This window comes from Aeromonas sp. HMWF017 (genome assembly GCF_003061465.1).
Classification (GTDB): domain Bacteria; phylum Pseudomonadota; class Gammaproteobacteria; order Enterobacterales; family Aeromonadaceae; genus Aeromonas; species Aeromonas veronii.
The window spans coordinates 8,940-23,466 of the sequence record NZ_QAJD01000149.1 but is presented as its reverse complement, the minus strand read 5'-3'; the positions used below and the strand labels follow the sequence as shown (position 1 = coordinate 23,466).

General features: G+C 60.9%; 16 protein-coding genes. 15 read left to right on the top strand and 1 reads right to left on the bottom strand.

What is annotated here, in order from left to right:
• The 7 genes from DBR30_RS15670 to DBR30_RS15640 form a co-directional block, all read left to right on the top strand.
• Window positions 1-450: LysE family translocator (locus tag DBR30_RS15670; protein ID WP_108588422.1), on the top strand; the 450-nt coding region annotated here is incomplete at its 5' end.
• Between the two features lie 126 nt (window positions 451-576).
• Window positions 577-1,275 carry an aspartate/glutamate racemase family protein gene (locus DBR30_RS15665; RefSeq protein ID WP_019445322.1) on the top strand — a complete coding sequence of 233 codons (699 nt, stop codon included), beginning with the start codon at window positions 577-579 and terminating at the stop codon, window positions 1,273-1,275.
• Between the two features lie 130 nt (window positions 1,276-1,405).
• On the top strand, window positions 1,406-2,512 hold the full coding sequence (locus DBR30_RS15660; RefSeq protein ID WP_005362790.1) for a 1-acyl-sn-glycerol-3-phosphate acyltransferase: 1,107 nt from the start codon (window positions 1,406-1,408) through the stop codon (window positions 2,510-2,512).
• Window positions 2,513-2,826: 314 nt separating this feature from the next.
• A complete protein-coding gene (locus DBR30_RS15655; protein WP_047439443.1) occupies window positions 2,827-3,297 on the top strand; it encodes a YhcH/YjgK/YiaL family protein in 471 nt (156 codons plus the stop codon).
• 274 nt (window positions 3,298-3,571) lie between these two features.
• Window positions 3,572-4,771: an acetate kinase gene (locus tag DBR30_RS15650; protein ID WP_108542323.1), complete on the top strand. Its 1,200-nt coding sequence runs from the start codon at window positions 3,572-3,574 to the stop codon at window positions 4,769-4,771.
• 143 nt (window positions 4,772-4,914) lie between these two features.
• On the top strand, window positions 4,915-6,156 hold the full coding sequence (locus DBR30_RS15645) for a mechanosensitive ion channel family protein (RefSeq protein ID WP_108542324.1): 1,242 nt from the start codon (window positions 4,915-4,917) through the stop codon (window positions 6,154-6,156).
• A 187-nt stretch (window positions 6,157-6,343) separates the two neighbouring features.
• On the top strand, window positions 6,344-7,270 hold the full coding sequence (locus DBR30_RS15640) for a L,D-transpeptidase family protein (RefSeq protein WP_146181128.1): 927 nt from the start codon (window positions 6,344-6,346) through the stop codon (window positions 7,268-7,270).
• Between the two features lie 69 nt (window positions 7,271-7,339).
• On the opposite strand, the gene DBR30_RS15635 is transcribed toward DBR30_RS15640, so the two are convergent.
• Window positions 7,340-8,233, bottom strand: a complete 894-nt coding sequence (locus tag DBR30_RS15635; RefSeq protein WP_108542326.1) for a VirK/YbjX family protein — start codon at window positions 8,231-8,233, stop codon at window positions 7,340-7,342.
• A 325-nt stretch (window positions 8,234-8,558) separates the two neighbouring features.
• Between DBR30_RS15635 and putP the strand changes: the two genes are divergently transcribed.
• The 8 genes from putP to DBR30_RS22330 all read left to right on the top strand — a co-directional run.
• Window positions 8,559-10,076 (top strand): sodium/proline symporter PutP, encoded by a 1,518-nt coding sequence (gene putP / locus DBR30_RS15630; RefSeq protein WP_108542327.1) that lies wholly within the window; start codon window positions 8,559-8,561, stop codon window positions 10,074-10,076.
• A 208-nt stretch (window positions 10,077-10,284) separates the two neighbouring features.
• Window positions 10,285-10,602, top strand: a complete 318-nt coding sequence (gene ftsB, locus DBR30_RS15625) for a cell division protein FtsB (protein WP_005335520.1) — start codon at window positions 10,285-10,287, stop codon at window positions 10,600-10,602.
• Entirely contained in the window at window positions 10,595-11,287 is a 693-nt protein-coding gene (gene ispD / locus DBR30_RS15620) for a 2-C-methyl-D-erythritol 4-phosphate cytidylyltransferase (RefSeq protein ID WP_100652904.1), read from the top strand. Before ftsB ends, ispD begins: the two co-directional genes overlap by 8 nt.
• 146 nt (window positions 11,288-11,433) lie before the next feature.
• A complete protein-coding gene (ispF, locus tag DBR30_RS15615; protein ID WP_040097825.1) occupies window positions 11,434-11,910 on the top strand; it encodes a 2-C-methyl-D-erythritol 2,4-cyclodiphosphate synthase in 477 nt (158 codons plus the stop codon).
• A complete protein-coding gene (truD, locus tag DBR30_RS15610) occupies window positions 11,910-12,968 on the top strand; it encodes a tRNA pseudouridine(13) synthase TruD (protein ID WP_005354508.1) in 1,059 nt (352 codons plus the stop codon). Before ispF ends, truD begins: the two co-directional genes overlap by 1 nt.
• Complete coding sequence (gene surE, locus DBR30_RS15605) at window positions 12,949-13,710, top strand: 5'/3'-nucleotidase SurE (protein ID WP_108542328.1); 762 nt, start codon at window positions 12,949-12,951, stop codon at window positions 13,708-13,710. The genes truD and surE overlap by 20 nt, the downstream gene beginning before the upstream one ends.
• Before the next feature lie 7 nt (window positions 13,711-13,717).
• The gene (locus tag DBR30_RS15600) at window positions 13,718-14,335 is read left to right on the top strand and encodes a protein-L-isoaspartate(D-aspartate) O-methyltransferase (RefSeq protein ID WP_005335507.1); all 618 of its coding nucleotides are present in this window, start codon (window positions 13,718-13,720) and stop codon (window positions 14,333-14,335) included.
• Window positions 14,332-14,527, top strand: a 196-nt coding sequence (locus tag DBR30_RS22330) for a YqaA family protein (protein ID WP_375135855.1), incomplete at its 3' end; no start/stop codon positions are given. The genes DBR30_RS15600 and DBR30_RS22330, both read left to right, overlap by 4 nt.

Here is a 14,527-nt window from a genome sequence, read left to right as displayed (position 1 = left end):
GGGGGGATCAATCTGATGATCCTCGCCACCGCGCTGGGGCTTGGCGTGGTGTTCGAGAAGGTGCCGCTGCTGCACGATGGCCTCAAGCTTATCGGTTCGGCGTATCTGCTCTGGCTGGCGTGGAAGGTGGCGACCGCCAGCGGCCCGGCCGAGGGCAACCGGCCGCTTATTCCCGCCCATCAGGGGGCCATGCTGCAACTGCTCAACCCCAAGGCGTGGATGATGGCGCTCTCCGCCATCAGCGGTTTCACTCTGGCGGGGGAGGCTTACTGGCCCTCCGCGCTCTGGGTGTTGGTGATCTTCTTTATTACCGGCCTCTACACCGGGGCGTTCTGGGTGTTGTTTGGTGCCCAGGTGCGGCAAATCATTCGCACCGCCCGGGGCTGGCGGCGTTTCAATCTCGGCATGGGGCTGGCGACGGCCGCCTGTGTCGGGATGATCTGGATTTAGCCCGGGGTTAACCCGGGCCTTTACCGGCTGTCTTGTTGGCCCTGCGGGGCCTTTTTTATCTCGTCCGCGTGGCCTTGCCTGCAAGGTGGCGTGGTTCTGCCCTCCCTTGGGATGAAAGGAGTTCATATGAAATGTATCGGTCTGTTGGGTGGCATGAGCTGGGAGTCCACCGTCAGTTACTATCAGGCGCTCAACCGCGGTGTGCGGGCACAGCTCGGTGGCTTGCACTCGGCGCGGGTGCTGCTCAACAGCGTCGACTTTGCCGGTATCGAGCGGTTGCAGCATGCCGGTGACTGGCCCGCTACCGCCCGCCTGCTGGCGGCGGAGGCGCGCAAGTTGCAGGATGGCGGCGCCGATTTCTTGCTGATCGGCACCAACACCATGCACAAGGTGGCGCCCGAGATTGAGGCAGCCATCGATATCCCGCTGCTTCATATCGCCGATGCTACCGCGGCCAAATTGCAGGCGGACGGGATAACCCGGGTCGGCCTGCTCGGCACCCGCTTCACCATGGAGCAGGATTTTTACAAGGGGCGCTTGCAGGAGCGTTTCGGGTTGGCGGTGCTGGTACCCGATGAGGCTGGGCGGGAGCGGGTACACAGGATCATCTATGACGAGCTCTGTCTGGGGGAGATCCGCGAATCATCGCGGGCCGAGTATCTGGCCATTATCGAGGGGCTGGCGGCCGCGGGTGCCGAGGCGGTGATCCTCGGCTGTACCGAGATTGCCCTGCTGGTGGGCGATGCCCGGGCGGCAGTGCCGCTCTACGACACCACTGCCATCCATGCCGAAGCGGCGGTCGCGCTGGCACTGGCATCCGATTAATAAACTGGTCAGATCTCACTATTCATGCTTGTCTCATACCCCTTGCCATAAAAGCGTGTAAAATTGCGCCCTGAATTTTCCCCGGCCAACGCGGGTTGGCTGCGGTTTCCTAGCATGCAAGGCTGACATTGTGACTGAAGTAGATAGATTCGCGGATATTCGCCCCTACCGCGATGAAGAAGTGCCGGCAGCCATCGAACGGCTGATCCAGGATGATGAATTTATCGGCGCCATCGCCAAGTATCGTTTCGGTTCCCTGATGAGCTGGCTGGGTTGGGCCATCCGCCCGATGATCCGCCTGTTCCTGCGCCGCAAATGGTCAAAAGTGACCACAGTGCATCAGGTCCAGATGGGGGTCACCCGGTACATGTCCCGCATGATCGCCACCTCCACCAAGGGGGTGACCTTCTCCGGGATCGAGCATCTGAAGAAAGAGCAGGGCTATCTGTTTGTCTCCAACCACAGAGACATCGCCATGGATCCGGCGTTCGTCAACTGGGGGCTGCACACCCACGGTTTCGATACCGTGCGCATCGCCATCGGTGACAACCTGCTGCGCAAACCCTGCGCTACCGAGCTGATGAAGCTCAACAAGAGCTTTATCGTCAAACGCTCCGCCAAGGGGCCGCGGGAGATGATGAAGGCGCTCGGCGAGCTGTCTGCCTATATTGGCAACTCGGTTCACGAAGGTCACTCCATCTGGATCGCCCAGAAGGAAGGGCGCGCCAAGAATGGCGATGACAAGACAGATCCCGCCATCCTCAAGATGTTCTACGTCGACGGCAAGAAGCAGAAGATCGACTTCGTCGACTACATGCGCAGCCTCAATATCGTGCCGGTCAGCATCAGCTACGAGCTGGACCCGACCGACAAGGCGAAGGCGCGCGAGCTCTACGAGAAGTCGGTCAACGGCAGCTACGAGAAGGGCGAGTTCGAGGATATCGAGAGTATCGTCGCCGGTATCGTCGGTATGAAGGGGCGGGTGCACGTCTCCTTCGGTGCGCCGATCACCGAGGGCTTCAGCGATCCGGACGAACTGGCCGCGCTGATCGACAAGGCGATCTGGAGCAGCTACCACCTCTTCCCCAGCAACTATCTGGCTGCCGATGTCTCCGGCAAGGCCAATACCATCGAACAGGCGGCCTTCCTGACTCGTCAGTCAGAGGTGCCGGAAGAGCACAAGGCGATCTGGCGAGCCATGTACGCCAAACCGGTGGAAAATGCCAAAAAGGCTTGAATGAAACCGGTTGTTAAACGGTTTTGCGAAAAAAACGGGCGCTGATGCGCCCGTTTTTGCGTCTGGTCAAAGTCGAGGGGGAAAGGGTGGTGAATAATATGGTTTCAGCTGGTACGATCACTATGAAAATGGGATTATGTCTCTTGGCAAGGTGCTGACGAGTGTGTAACAGTGCCCATATAGCTGAACATGAGCAAAAGCTCTAAACCGGTTTGCACGGATTGCAGACGGCATTATTGAAGGACCTGTCACAGGTCCTTTTTCATTGGCTGGCAAAGATGCCGCCCAGATATACCTAACAGGAAACAGACGCCATGATCACCGGTAGCCTGAACACCCTGCAGCGGACGCCGCTGCCCGCCCCGCTGGCCCGCATCATGGCCGAGGTGGTGAAGAGCGTGGCTCACTGGGGTGACGCTCCGCTCGGCAAGACCGAGATCGATGGTCTCAACCTGTTCTGTCTGGTGAGCGAGGATCTGACCGAGCCAGCCGCGGATCGCCGTGGCGAATTCCATGAGCAGTATCTCGATATCCAGCTGCTGCTGCGCGGTGAAGAGTGGATAGGTGTGGGCCCCCACGACTACGTGAGCGACGGCGCCGACCATCCCCATCCCGACCTCTGGTTTGTCGATGACGAGCAGACCAGCTATCTGGCGCTGCAACCGGGCGATTTCGCCATCTTCTGGCCGGGCGAGCTGCACCGCCCGCTCTGTACCTTCAACCAGCCCGCCAAGGTGAAGAAGCTGGTGGTCAAGGTACACAAGGATCTGCTGGCTATCGCCTGAGCATTCCCATTGAGACGAGCCCTGTGCTGCTGATGCGTTGAGGCTCGCAAGCATTGAAACCAGTGATACGCACCACAAGTTGCGATCACTCTTTCAAGAGCAAGAATTGAAACCAGTGATACGCACCACAGGTTGCGATGACTCTTTCAAGAGCAAGAATTGAAAAATTGGACGCACCCTCCTGCGACCATAAGCCCCCGGCAGGGGAATCCCATCCTCTTTTGGATGACACGACACTGTCGGCATAAAGCCGAAGCACAGGAAGATGTAGAAAATGAGCAAGTTGGTATTGATCCTTAACTGCGGTAGCTCTTCCCTGAAATTTGCCGTAATGGACGCCGAAACAGGTGAGGACATGCTGTCCGGCCTGGCCGAATGCTTCAATCTGGATGATGCACGTATCAAATGGAAACTCCACGGGGTCAAGGGCGAAGCCATGCTGGGAGCGGGTGCCGCTCACCAGGAGGCCCTCGACCATATCGTGGGTCACATCCTGCCGCAGGATCCGACTCTTGCCGAGCAACTGGTGGCCATCGGTCACCGAATCGTACACGGTGGCGAGCAGTTCTCCCGCTCCGTGCGCATTGATGACGGCGTGATCGCCGGTATCAATGCCGCCATTCCGTTCGCCCCGCTGCACAACCCGGCGCACCTCATCGGTATTCGCGCCGCGCTGAAAGTGTTCCCGCAGCTGTCCGAGAAGAACGTGGCCGTGTTCGACACCGCCTTCCACCAGACTCTGCCGCAAGAGGCCTACCTCTATGCGCTGCCGCACAAGCTCTACCGCGAACACGGCATCCGTCGTTACGGTGCCCACGGTACTTCTCACCGCTACATCGCGGAAGAAGCTGCGAAAGAGCTGGGCAAGCCGTTGAATGAACTGAACATCATCAACTGCCACCTGGGTAACGGTGCCTCTGTCTGCGCCATCAAGAACGGCAAATCCGTAGACACCTCCATGGGTCTGACTCCGCTGGAAGGTCTGGCGATGGGTACCCGCTCCGGTGATATCGATCCCGCCGTGGTCTTCTTCATGCACGACCAGCTCGGTTACAGCGTGGAGCAGATCAACCACACCCTGACCCGTGAGTCCGGTCTGCTGGGGATGACCGAAGCGAGCAGCGACTGCCGCTACGTCACCACCAACTACGCCACCGACGCCGGTGCCAAGCGCGCGCTGGATGTCTTCACCTACCGTGTGGCCAAGTATGTCGGCGCCTACGCCGCTGCGATGGACGGTCGTCTGGACGCCGTGGTCTTCACCGGCGGTATCGGTGAGAACGCCGCCATGGTGCGCGAGATGGTGCTGAACCGTCTGGCCCTGTTCGGCTTCAAGGTGGACAAAGAGGCCAACAACGCCGCGGTACTGGGTGGTGAAGGTCGCATCACCACCGCCGACAGCCGTTGCGCCATGGTGATCCCGACCAACGAAGAGCTGGTCATCGCTCGCGATGCCCTGAGCCTGGTCTGCTAAGTCAGCCTCGCTCTGAAACAACGCCCGGCCTGTGCCGGGCGTTGTCATTTCTGGCGTTCACCGATTTGACATGGGGGAGGGGAGCGGTACCCTGACCACCACTGTTTTTGCAGCCAGCGGGCTGCCCGGTTCGGGAGAGAGCAATGAAAGAGGCGTTTTTTAACTGGTTGTCGGGCCTTGGGGTGGAAGTGACCAGCATGATGGCACTGGTGATCGCGCTGGGTTTTATCGTCATCACCTCGTTGCTGCTGCACATGGCGCTGCACCGGGTACTGCTGGTCCGGCTGGTGGGGATCCTCGGCAAGGCCAAGCAGGTATGGCTGCCGCCCCAGCTGCAACAGCGTCTCTTCAACCGGCTCGCCTTCGTGCTGCAGGGGGCCGTGCTGCTCGGTCAGGCGGAGATCTGGCTGCCCCGTCAATCGGACAGCCTCAAGCTTATCGAGATGGTGGCCCAGCTCTGGATTCTGCTGTTCCTGCTGCTGGCCTTCTTTGCCCTGCTCGACTGCCTGTTGTCGGTGAGCCGTTACACCCGCCTTGGTCGGGATTTGCCCCTGCGCGGCATCTTCCAGGGGGCCAAGCTGGTAGGCAGCATCCTGGTGGGCATCCTGATGATCGCCCTGCTGCTCGGCAAGTCGCCGCTGTTCCTGTTCAGCGGTCTGGGTGCCATGACCGCAGTGCTGATGCTGGTGTTCAAGGACCCCATCCTCGGGCTGGTGGCGGGGATCCAGCTCTCCGCCAACCGGATGCTGAGCGTCGGCGACTGGCTGCAGATGGACAAGTACGGTGCCGATGGCGAGGTGACCGACATCGGGCTTACCACGGTCAAGGTGTCGAACTGGGACAAGACCATTACCACCATTCCTACCTATGCCCTGATCTCCGACTCTTTCAAGAACTGGCAGGGGATGACCGAGTCGGGGGGCCGCCGCATCAAGCGCAGCGTCAATATCGACATGACCAGCGTGCGTTTTCTGACAGCCGATGAGCAGTTGCAGCTCAAGCAGGCGCAGCTGCTGGCACCCTATCTCAGTCGCAAGGAGCAGGAGCTGAGTGCCTACAACCAGCAGCTGAGCGATGCATTGAGCTGCCCCATCAACGGCCGTCACCTCACCAACCTCGGCACCCTGCGCGCCTATCTGGATGCCTACCTGCGCGCCCATCCCGGCATTCGCAAGGACATGACCCTGATGGTGCGCCAGCTGGCACCCACGTCAGACGGTTTGCCGCTGGAAATTTACTGCTTTACCGCGACCACCGCATGGGCCGACTACGAAGGGATCCAGGCCGATATTTTCGACCATATCTTTGCCATCATTGAGCAATTTCATCTGCGGTTGCATCAATCTCCCACAGGTTACGACATGCGTGCTTGGCAACGGGGATAAAGGGGGAAACCGGGCGGGTCGGGGACGCGGAAAAAACCGTATATTAATCATCGACCCGTCGCCACTTGTCAGTTGAAATTTGCCGTGCAGAGGAGAAAAATGGCGGCCTTCTCTTCGCGCCCCTGATCCCCTCTTGATCAGCTGCCAGCCCAGAGACGTCACTTCAAGTCATCATCATGGGAAAGTTATGAAGCTCCTTCGCAATAGTGTGGCAACACTCTGCTACAGCCTGCTGCTGACCGCTGCGCCGGTTTTCGCTGTTGAATATGCTCTGCCTGCGGCCAACAGCCGTCTGGTAGGGGAAAATCTGGAATACGTGGTTCCGGCCGAAGAGAACAGCCAGCCGCTGGAGGCCATTGCGGCCAAATTCCAGCTGGGGCTCACCAACATGACCGAAGCCAACCCCGATGCGGATCCTCTGTTGGTACAGACCGGCGAGAAGCTGGTGATCCCCCAGCAACTGATCCTGCCGGATGCACCCCGTGAAGGGATTGTGCTGAACGTGGCCGAGATGCGCCTCTACTACTACCCCAAGGGTAAAAAAGTGGTGGAAGTGCTGCCCATCGGCATCGGCCAGCTCGGCACCGACACCCCGGAAAACTGGGTGACCAGCGTGCAGCGCAAGAAAGCGGGCCCGACCTGGACCCCGACCGCCAAGATGCATGCCGAATATGCCGCCCGTGGCGAGAGCCTGCCTGCGGTATGGCCGGCTGGCCCGGACAACCCCATGGGTCTGTTTGCCCTCTACATCGGCAAGATGTACGCCATCCACGGTACCAACGCCAACTTCGGCATCGGCCTGCGGGTGAGCCACGGTTGCGTGCGTCTGCGCAACGACGACATCGCCTACCTGTTCAAGCAGGTACCGGTCGGTACTCGCGTCCAGTTCGTCAACCAGCCGATCAAGGCCTCTCTCGAGCCCAACGGTGTCCGCTATCTGGAAGTGCACCAGCCGCTGTCGCGCAGCGAAGAGGAGTTCAACTCCAAGCTGCCTGCACCGCTGCCGATGACCCCGGCGGTGACCCGCTTCATTGCCCACGCCGACAGCGACTCCCAGCTGGTGAAGCAGGCGCTGGAGCAGCGCAACGGCATGCCGATGGCAATCAACCGCTAAGGGCACATCCCCGTCATGACAAAGGGCGAACAGCATGCTGTTCGCCCTTTGTGTTTCTGCTGCGCTGACTCAGCTTCGCAGCAGATTAGCCTGCAGCTCGCTGCCGAGCTGATCGAGCAGTTGGTAGCGTGCCTTGTAGCTGGCCCGCTTGCGGGAGGGGATATCTTCCAGCGTCTTGCGGGGCACCTCCAGCGGCAGGCTCATCCAGAGTTCATCTTGCACGCAGCCCTGATGCTCCTGCCACAAGCCGTCGAGGTCGAACTTGACCCGATCGGCGGTGCGCTTGCTGCTCTGATAGACGTGGCTTTGGGTGCGGATCCCGAGCAGGCTCTTGCACGCTAACCCCCGGGCCAGCTCGGCGGCCATATAGACCAGCAGGGACATGGGGCGCAGCCCGCCGCACGCCTTGGTGACCAGCTTGATCTCCTCGCTCTGCCCCTTGCCCCCCTGCAGCGAACAGATCTCGAGGGTCGGGTTTGGCGCGGGGCGCAGATTGAGGGCCATGTAATAGAGCGCAGCGTCACCCAGCTTGAGGGTCAGGCTCATCTCTCCCTCTTTGCCCATGTGGGTTTGGTAATCCAGTTGCAGGGTGAGGGGGGCCGTCAGCTTGTCGCTCTGCCACTGGGCCAGCAGCAGGCCGCGCCCGCTGTAGATCGCCAGCTGTTGCGCCTTGGGCAGCTGGCGAGCCAGCTGCTGGTAGTGGCCGCTGATAAGCCCCGCTCGCAAGCGCTTGCGGAGCCCCTTGTGGCGATAGGGGTGGATCGGCTTTTCCAGAATATCGGGGAAGCGGCTGATCGCCTGTGCCAGCAGCGGTTGCTCCTGCTGTTGGCGATAGAGGTCGCGGGCGCCGGGATTGAGCCAGAGACGTCCCACATACTTGGCCCGTCTGATGAGATGACCCGACTCCTCCACCGGGTGAAGGCGGCGGGCGAGGGTTCGCAGGTGTGACAGATGAGATGACATGGTGCCGACCTCTGGCTGGTGTAATGAGACTGGGCGGGGAGTGTAGGAGCGGGGCGCAGGCTTGTAAAAAATGGATAGTAACAAAATGTGAAAACAGAACGCTCAATAGCTGCCAGCGCGGCGATATGGCCGCCACGGTCACGGCAGGAAATCTGGCGCCATCCTCTTGATGCGGCAGATGATTTGATGCGCAAAGGTTTTTATTGTGTTTTGTGTTTGTTAAAAGTGATTGAGCTGGCGCGAACGGCTGATTAAGCTAGGCCGGTTTTTTAGGGATGAGCCCGTCACCAGAGCGGGCAGAAAATGACACAAAACGGAGTTTTGCATGACAGCTAGCACACCCATGTTAATCACCTTCCTGGTGTATATCCTCGGAATGGTGCTGATCGGCTTCGTTGCCTATCGCGCCACCCGCAACTTTGATGACTACATCCTTGGCGGTCGCCGGATGGGGAGCTGGGTCACCGCCCTCTCCGCCGGCGCCTCCGACATGAGCGGCTGGCTGCTGATGGGCCTGCCCGGCGCCGTCTTCGTCAGCGGCATCTCCGAGAGCTGGATCGCCATCGGTCTGGTGATCGGTGCCTACCTCAACTGGCGCTGGGTAGCGGGCCGCCTGCGGGTACATACCGAGAAGAACCGCAATGCCCTGACCCTGCCGGACTATTTCACCTACCGCTTTGAAGATCACAGCAAGGTGCTGCGCATTCTCTCGGCGCTGGTGATCCTGCTCTTCTTCACCATCTATTGCGCCTCTGGCGTGGTAGCCGGTGCCCGCCTGTTCGAGAGCACCTTCGGCATGGATTACAACACCGCCCTCTGGGTCGGTGCTGCCGCCACCATCACTTACACCTTCTTCGGCGGCTTCCTCGCGGTGAGCTGGACCGATACGGTGCAGGCAACCCTGATGATCTTCGCCCTGATCCTGACCCCGGTCTTCGTCATCATCGCCGTCGGCGGGGTGGACAGCGCCATGATCGAGGTGGCCGCCAAGAGCGCCACCAACCTCGACATGTTCAAGAATCTGGATGTGATCGCCATCATCTCGCTGATGGCCTGGGGCCTTGGTTACTTCGGTCAGCCCCATATTCTGGCCCGTTTCATGGCGGCGGATTCCCACCACTCCATGGCCAATGCCCGCCGTATCAGCATGACCTGGATGGTGTTCTGCCTCGCAGGCGCGGTGGCCATCGGCTTCTTCGGGCTGGCCTATTTCGCTCGCTTCCCGGAAGTGGCGGCTGGAGTGACCGGCAACCCGGAGCGGGTCTTTATTGAGCTCTCCAAGATCCTGTTCAACCCCTGGATCGCCGGGGTGCTGCTCTCCGCTATTCTGGCGGCGGTGATGAGTACTCTAAGTTGTCAATTACTGGTCTGCTCCAGCGCCATCACAGAGGATCTCTACAAGCCGTTCCTGCGCAAGAACGCCTCCCAGCGTGAGCTGGTGTGGGTGGGGCGCCTGATGGTGCTGCTGATCGCGGTGATTGCCATCGCCGTCGCCATGAATCCGGAAAACCGGGTGCTGGGGCTGGTGAGCTACGCTTGGGCCGGTTTCGGTGCCGCCTTCGGCCCCGTTGTGCTGCTCTCGGTTCTGTGGCCGCGAATGACCCGCAACGGCGCGCTGGCGGGCATGCTGGTCGGTGCCATCACCGTCATCGTCTGGAAGCAGTTCGGCTGGCTGGGGCTGTATGAGATCATCCCGGGCTTCCTGTTCGCACTGCTGGCCATCGTGGTGGGCAGCCTGATGGGCGAAGCGCCCTCAAAAGCGATGCTGGAGCGTTTCCGCGATGCCGAGGAGGAGTACAACACTCCGGCCGAGAGCGCGGGAGAGCCGGTCGCGGTGAACTGATCCCCCTTACCGCTTTCTGATTGAGAGCCCCGCCCCCGGACAAGGAGCGCCCTGGTTGGCCATCCTTGCACCGGTTTGGCGGGGCTTTGTGCTATCTGATTCACTCTTGGGCACTTTTTTATGTTCGGCCGGTGGCTCCCGGGTGCTCGCTTTCTTTTGTCTTGGCACCGAATATGGGACACTAGGCCGCCTGAAGGAGACCTAGTGCATGCGGCTATTCACCCTGATCCTGATCCTCCTGCTGGGGGGACTGCAATATGACCTCTGGCTGGGGAAGAACGGGCTATCCGATTATCAGAACCTGTCGGAGGCCATCTCGCAGCAACAGCGGGACAACCAGACTCTCAAGGATCGTAACGACCTCATTTACCGCGAGATAGATGATCTCACCTCTGGCCTCGAGGCCATCGAGGAGTTGTCGCGCAACGATCTGGGTTACATCAAGCAGGGGGAGACCTTCTACCGGATCATCCCCAAAGAGAAAGACAAAGAGACAGCGCCGGACGATGAGCCCTACGATGACTGATGCCAGCCGGGTATCCGGCCTGACGGCGATCGTCCCTGCCGCCGGTATCGGCAGCCGGATGGGGGCCGATTGCCCCAAGCAGTACCTGCAACTGGCGGGTAAAACCATTCTCGAACATACCCTGGAGCGGCTGCTCTCCCACCCGGCAATCGCCCAGGTGATCGTGGCGCTGGCGCCCCATGACCGCTGGTTCGAGGCCCTGCCCGTGGCGGCCGACCCGCGAATTGTGCGGGTAGAGGGAGGCGCCGAGCGCGCCTTTTCCGTCCTCAATGGCCTCCATGTGGCGCAAGGGGAGTGGGTGCTGGTGCACGATGCGGCCCGCCCCTGCCTGACTCACGGCGATCTCGATGCGCTGATTGCCACGGCCATGAACTGTGGCGGCGCCATTCTCGGCAGTCGGGTGCGCGATACCATGAAACGCTCCGATGGCGAGGGCAATATCATCGCTACCGTCGAGCGCGAGCAGCTCTGGCATGCCCTGACGCCGCAGATGTTCCCGACCCGTGCCCTGAAGCGGGCACTGGAAGAGGGGCTGCTGCTGGGCGCCACCATCACCGACGAGGCCTCTGCCATGGAGCGGGCCGGATTCACGGTGCGGATGGTGGAGGGGCGCGCCGACAATATCAAAGTGACCCGGCCGGAAGACTTGTCGCTGGCGGGGCTGTTTTTAAGCCAGCAGGCATAAGCCCCTCAGTCAGAACAGACCGTTCAGAGCAGAGTGTCTCGAACAAACAGGCCCGAACAAGGAGTTAGCATGATCCGGATTGGACATGGTGTGGACGTACACAAAATTGATGGGGTTGGTTTCAGCATGTTGGGAGGTTGCCGCTGATGATGCGCATTGGTCATGGTTTTGATGTCCATAAATTTGGTGGTGTTGGCCCCTGCATGCTGGGTGGCGTGCCGGTTCCCTACGAGCAGGGGCTGGTTGCCCACTCCGACGGCGATGTGGTGCTGCACGCGGTAAGCGATGCCCTGCTGGGGGCCATCGGTGCCGGTGACATCGGTCGCCACTTCCCCGATACCGCTGCCGAGTTCAAGGGGATCGACAGTCGCATTCTGCTGCGGGATGTCTTTGCCCGGGTACAGCAGGCGGGGTATGCCATCGGCAATCTGGATGTGACCATCATCGCCCAGGCCCCCAAAATGGCGCCCCATATCGACGCCATGTGCGCCGTACTGGCCGCCGATCTGCAATGTGATTTGAACCGGGTGAACGTCAAGGCGACCACCACCGAACAGCTTGGGTTTACGGGGCGCAAGGAAGGGATCGCCACCGAAGCCGTCGTCCTACTGGTGAAACAATAATGCTGGAACAACTTGCCTATCTGCACGGGGCGCCCACTGCCCGCGGTATCCTCAAGGCCGAGGCCGCCGACTTCGTGGTGAATGAAGATCTCGGCTTCGAGCCTTGCGGTGAAGGGGAGCACATCTTCGTCCGTGTGCGCAAAACCGGCGAAAACACCGCCTGGGTGGCGGGTCTGCTGGCCGATGCGGCCGGTGTCAACCGCAATGCGGTGACCTGGGCGGGCCTGAAGGATCGCCACGCGGTGACCGAGCAGTGGTTCGGCATTCACCTGCCGGGCAAGGCCGAGCCGGACTTGTCGGTTATCGAGAGCGACAGCATCCAGATCCTGCAAGCCAGGCGTCACAACCGCAAATTGCGGGTCGGCTACCTCAAGGGCAACCATTTCACCCTGCGTCTCACCGGTCTGGAACAAGCCGACGGTCTGGAGGCGCGCCTGCAGGCCATCGCCACTCAGGGTGTACCCAATTACTATGGTGAGCAGCGTTTTGGCCGCGATGGCAACAACCTGGAAGCGGCCAAGGCGATGTTTGCCGGCAAGCGGATCAAGGATCGCAACAAGCGTTCCCTCTACCTCTCTGCCGCCCGCAGCATGCTGTTCAACGCCATTGTCAGCGCCCGTATCGAGCAGGGGCTGGCCCATCAGCTGCTGGCCGGTGATTGCGTGATGCTCAAGGGCAGCCACTCCATCTTCAGCGAAGAGAGCGTGACCCCCGAGCTGGAAGCGCGTCTTGCCTCCGGCGACGTGCAGCTCACCGCGCCCCAGTGGGGCCGTGGCCGTCTGGCCAGTCAGGGCGCCGCTGCCGAGTTCGAACAGGGCGTGCTGGCCCCTTACAGCGATTGGTGTGACGGGCTGGAGAAGGCAGGGTTGGATCAGGACAGGCGCCCCCTGCTGCTCAAGCCGGAGCAGATGAGCTGGCAGCTGGACGGCGAGGCGCTGACCCTCTCCTTCTTCCTGCCGGCGGGCGCGTTTGCCACCAGCGTGGTGCGCGAGTTAATGCAGGCCGAAGAGGCCGATCACGGTTTCAGGAATCAGACCGATGCGAATTCTGGTCAGTAATGATGATGGTGTGCATGCCGAGGGTATTCGTGCCCTCAGCGAGGCGCTGTGCGCCTGTGGCGAGGTCATTGTGGTGGCGCCGGATCGCAACCGCAGCGGCGCGAGTCACTCCCTGACGCTGGAAGTACCGCTGCGGGTTACCCACATTGCAGAAAACGGCTTTAATGGGTGCGAGAGCTATGCGGTGAAGGGCACGCCGACCGACTGCGTGCATCTGGCGGTCAACGAGTTGGTGCGTCCTGAACCCGACATGGTGGTGGCCGGCATCAACCACGGTGCCAACCTGGGGGATGATGTCATCTACTCGGGCACGGTCGCCGCGGCCACCGAGGGGCGCCATCTTGGCTACCCTTCCATCGCCATCTCGCTGGTGGGCAAGACCCACTTCGCCACGGCGGCCCACTATGCGGCCCTGCTGGTGAAGGGGCTGATGAAACACCCCCTGCCTGCCGATCAGATCCTCAACGTCAACGTGCCGGACTTGCCCCTCGAGCAGATCAAGGGGATCAAGACCACCCGCCTTGGCAATCGCCACCGGGCGGAGTCGGTGATCTGCACCGAGGATCCCCGTGGCCAGCCCATCTACTGGATCGGCCCCCCCGGTAGCCAGCAGGATGCCGGTGAAGGCACCGATTTTGCTGCCATCGAGCAGGGCTATGTCTCGATTACCCCCCTGACCATCGATATGACTGCCTATGACAGTCTCGCCGGTCTGGGGGCCTGGTTAGATCTGCAGGGATGAGGGTGGTGTGATAGTACAGCGCCTGTTAAATCAGCTCATTGCACAGGATATTCGCGATTTTCGCGTGCTGGCGACCATCGCGAAAGTGCCGCGCCAGCTGTTCGTGGACGAGGCCATGGCGCACAAGGCGTGGGACAACACCGCCCTGCCCATCGGCCACGGCCAGACCATTTCGCAGCCCTATATGGTGGCGCGAATGACCGAGTTGCTGATGCAAAACAATCCGGCCCATGTGCTGGAGATTGGCACTGGCTCGGGCTACCAGACGGCGATCCTCGCCCATCTGGTGGAGCATGTGTATACCGTGGAGCGGATCAAGTCGCTGCAGTTCCAGGCCCGACGCCGACTGCGCCAGCTCGATCTGCACAATGTCTCGGCCAAGCACGGCAACGGCTGGCTGGGGTGGCCCAACAAGGGGCCTTATGACGCCATTCTGGTGACGGCCGCGGCGAGCGAGATCCCGACGGCGCTCACCGATCAGCTGGCCGAAGGGGGTCGACTGGTGTTGCCGGTGGGTGACAGCCAGCAGACCCTGCAACTGATCGAACGATCCGGATCCCAGCTGACCAGCCGTATTCTGGAGCCGGTACGTTTTGTTCCCCTGATTGACGGAGATGTTGAGTGAAGTTGTTTTCCCGTTTGTACGTACTGGTGATGCAGTGGGCTCGCCACAAGCATGCCCCCTGGTATCTCTCCATCACCGCTTTTATCGAGTCGGTATTCTGGCCGATCCCGGTGGATGTGATGCTGGCGCCGATGGCGCTCGCCAAGCCAAACAAGGCGTGGCACTACGCCACGCTGGCTACCCTCTTCTCTG

What these genes read in the sequence shown, in the direction of transcription:
- ispD (WP_100652904.1), top strand. Translation starts at nt 10,595, where the DNA reads ATGACTGATGCCAGCCGGGTATCCGGCCTGACGGCGATCGTCCCTGCC.
- truD (WP_005354508.1), top strand. Translation starts at nt 11,910, where the DNA reads ATGCTGGAACAACTTGCCTATCTGCACGGGGCGCCCACTGCCCGCGGT.
- ftsB (WP_005335520.1), top strand. Translation starts at nt 10,285, where the DNA reads ATGCGGCTATTCACCCTGATCCTGATCCTCCTGCTGGGGGGACTGCAA.
- DBR30_RS15640 (WP_146181128.1), top strand. Translation starts at nt 6,344, where the DNA reads ATGAAGCTCCTTCGCAATAGTGTGGCAACACTCTGCTACAGCCTGCTG.
- DBR30_RS15655 (WP_047439443.1), top strand. Translation starts at nt 2,827, where the DNA reads ATGATCACCGGTAGCCTGAACACCCTGCAGCGGACGCCGCTGCCCGCC.
- surE (WP_108542328.1), top strand. Translation starts at nt 12,949, where the DNA reads ATGCGAATTCTGGTCAGTAATGATGATGGTGTGCATGCCGAGGGTATT.
- ispF (WP_040097825.1), top strand. Translation starts at nt 11,434, where the DNA reads ATGATGCGCATTGGTCATGGTTTTGATGTCCATAAATTTGGTGGTGTT.
- DBR30_RS15635 (WP_108542326.1), bottom strand. Translation starts at nt 8,233, where the DNA reads ATGTCATCTCATCTGTCACACCTGCGAACCCTCGCCCGCCGCCTTCAC.
- DBR30_RS15650 (WP_108542323.1), top strand. Translation starts at nt 3,572, where the DNA reads ATGAGCAAGTTGGTATTGATCCTTAACTGCGGTAGCTCTTCCCTGAAA.
- putP (WP_108542327.1), top strand. Translation starts at nt 8,559, where the DNA reads ATGACAGCTAGCACACCCATGTTAATCACCTTCCTGGTGTATATCCTC.
- DBR30_RS15665 (WP_019445322.1), top strand. Translation starts at nt 577, where the DNA reads ATGAAATGTATCGGTCTGTTGGGTGGCATGAGCTGGGAGTCCACCGTC.
- DBR30_RS15645 (WP_108542324.1), top strand. Translation starts at nt 4,915, where the DNA reads ATGAAAGAGGCGTTTTTTAACTGGTTGTCGGGCCTTGGGGTGGAAGTG.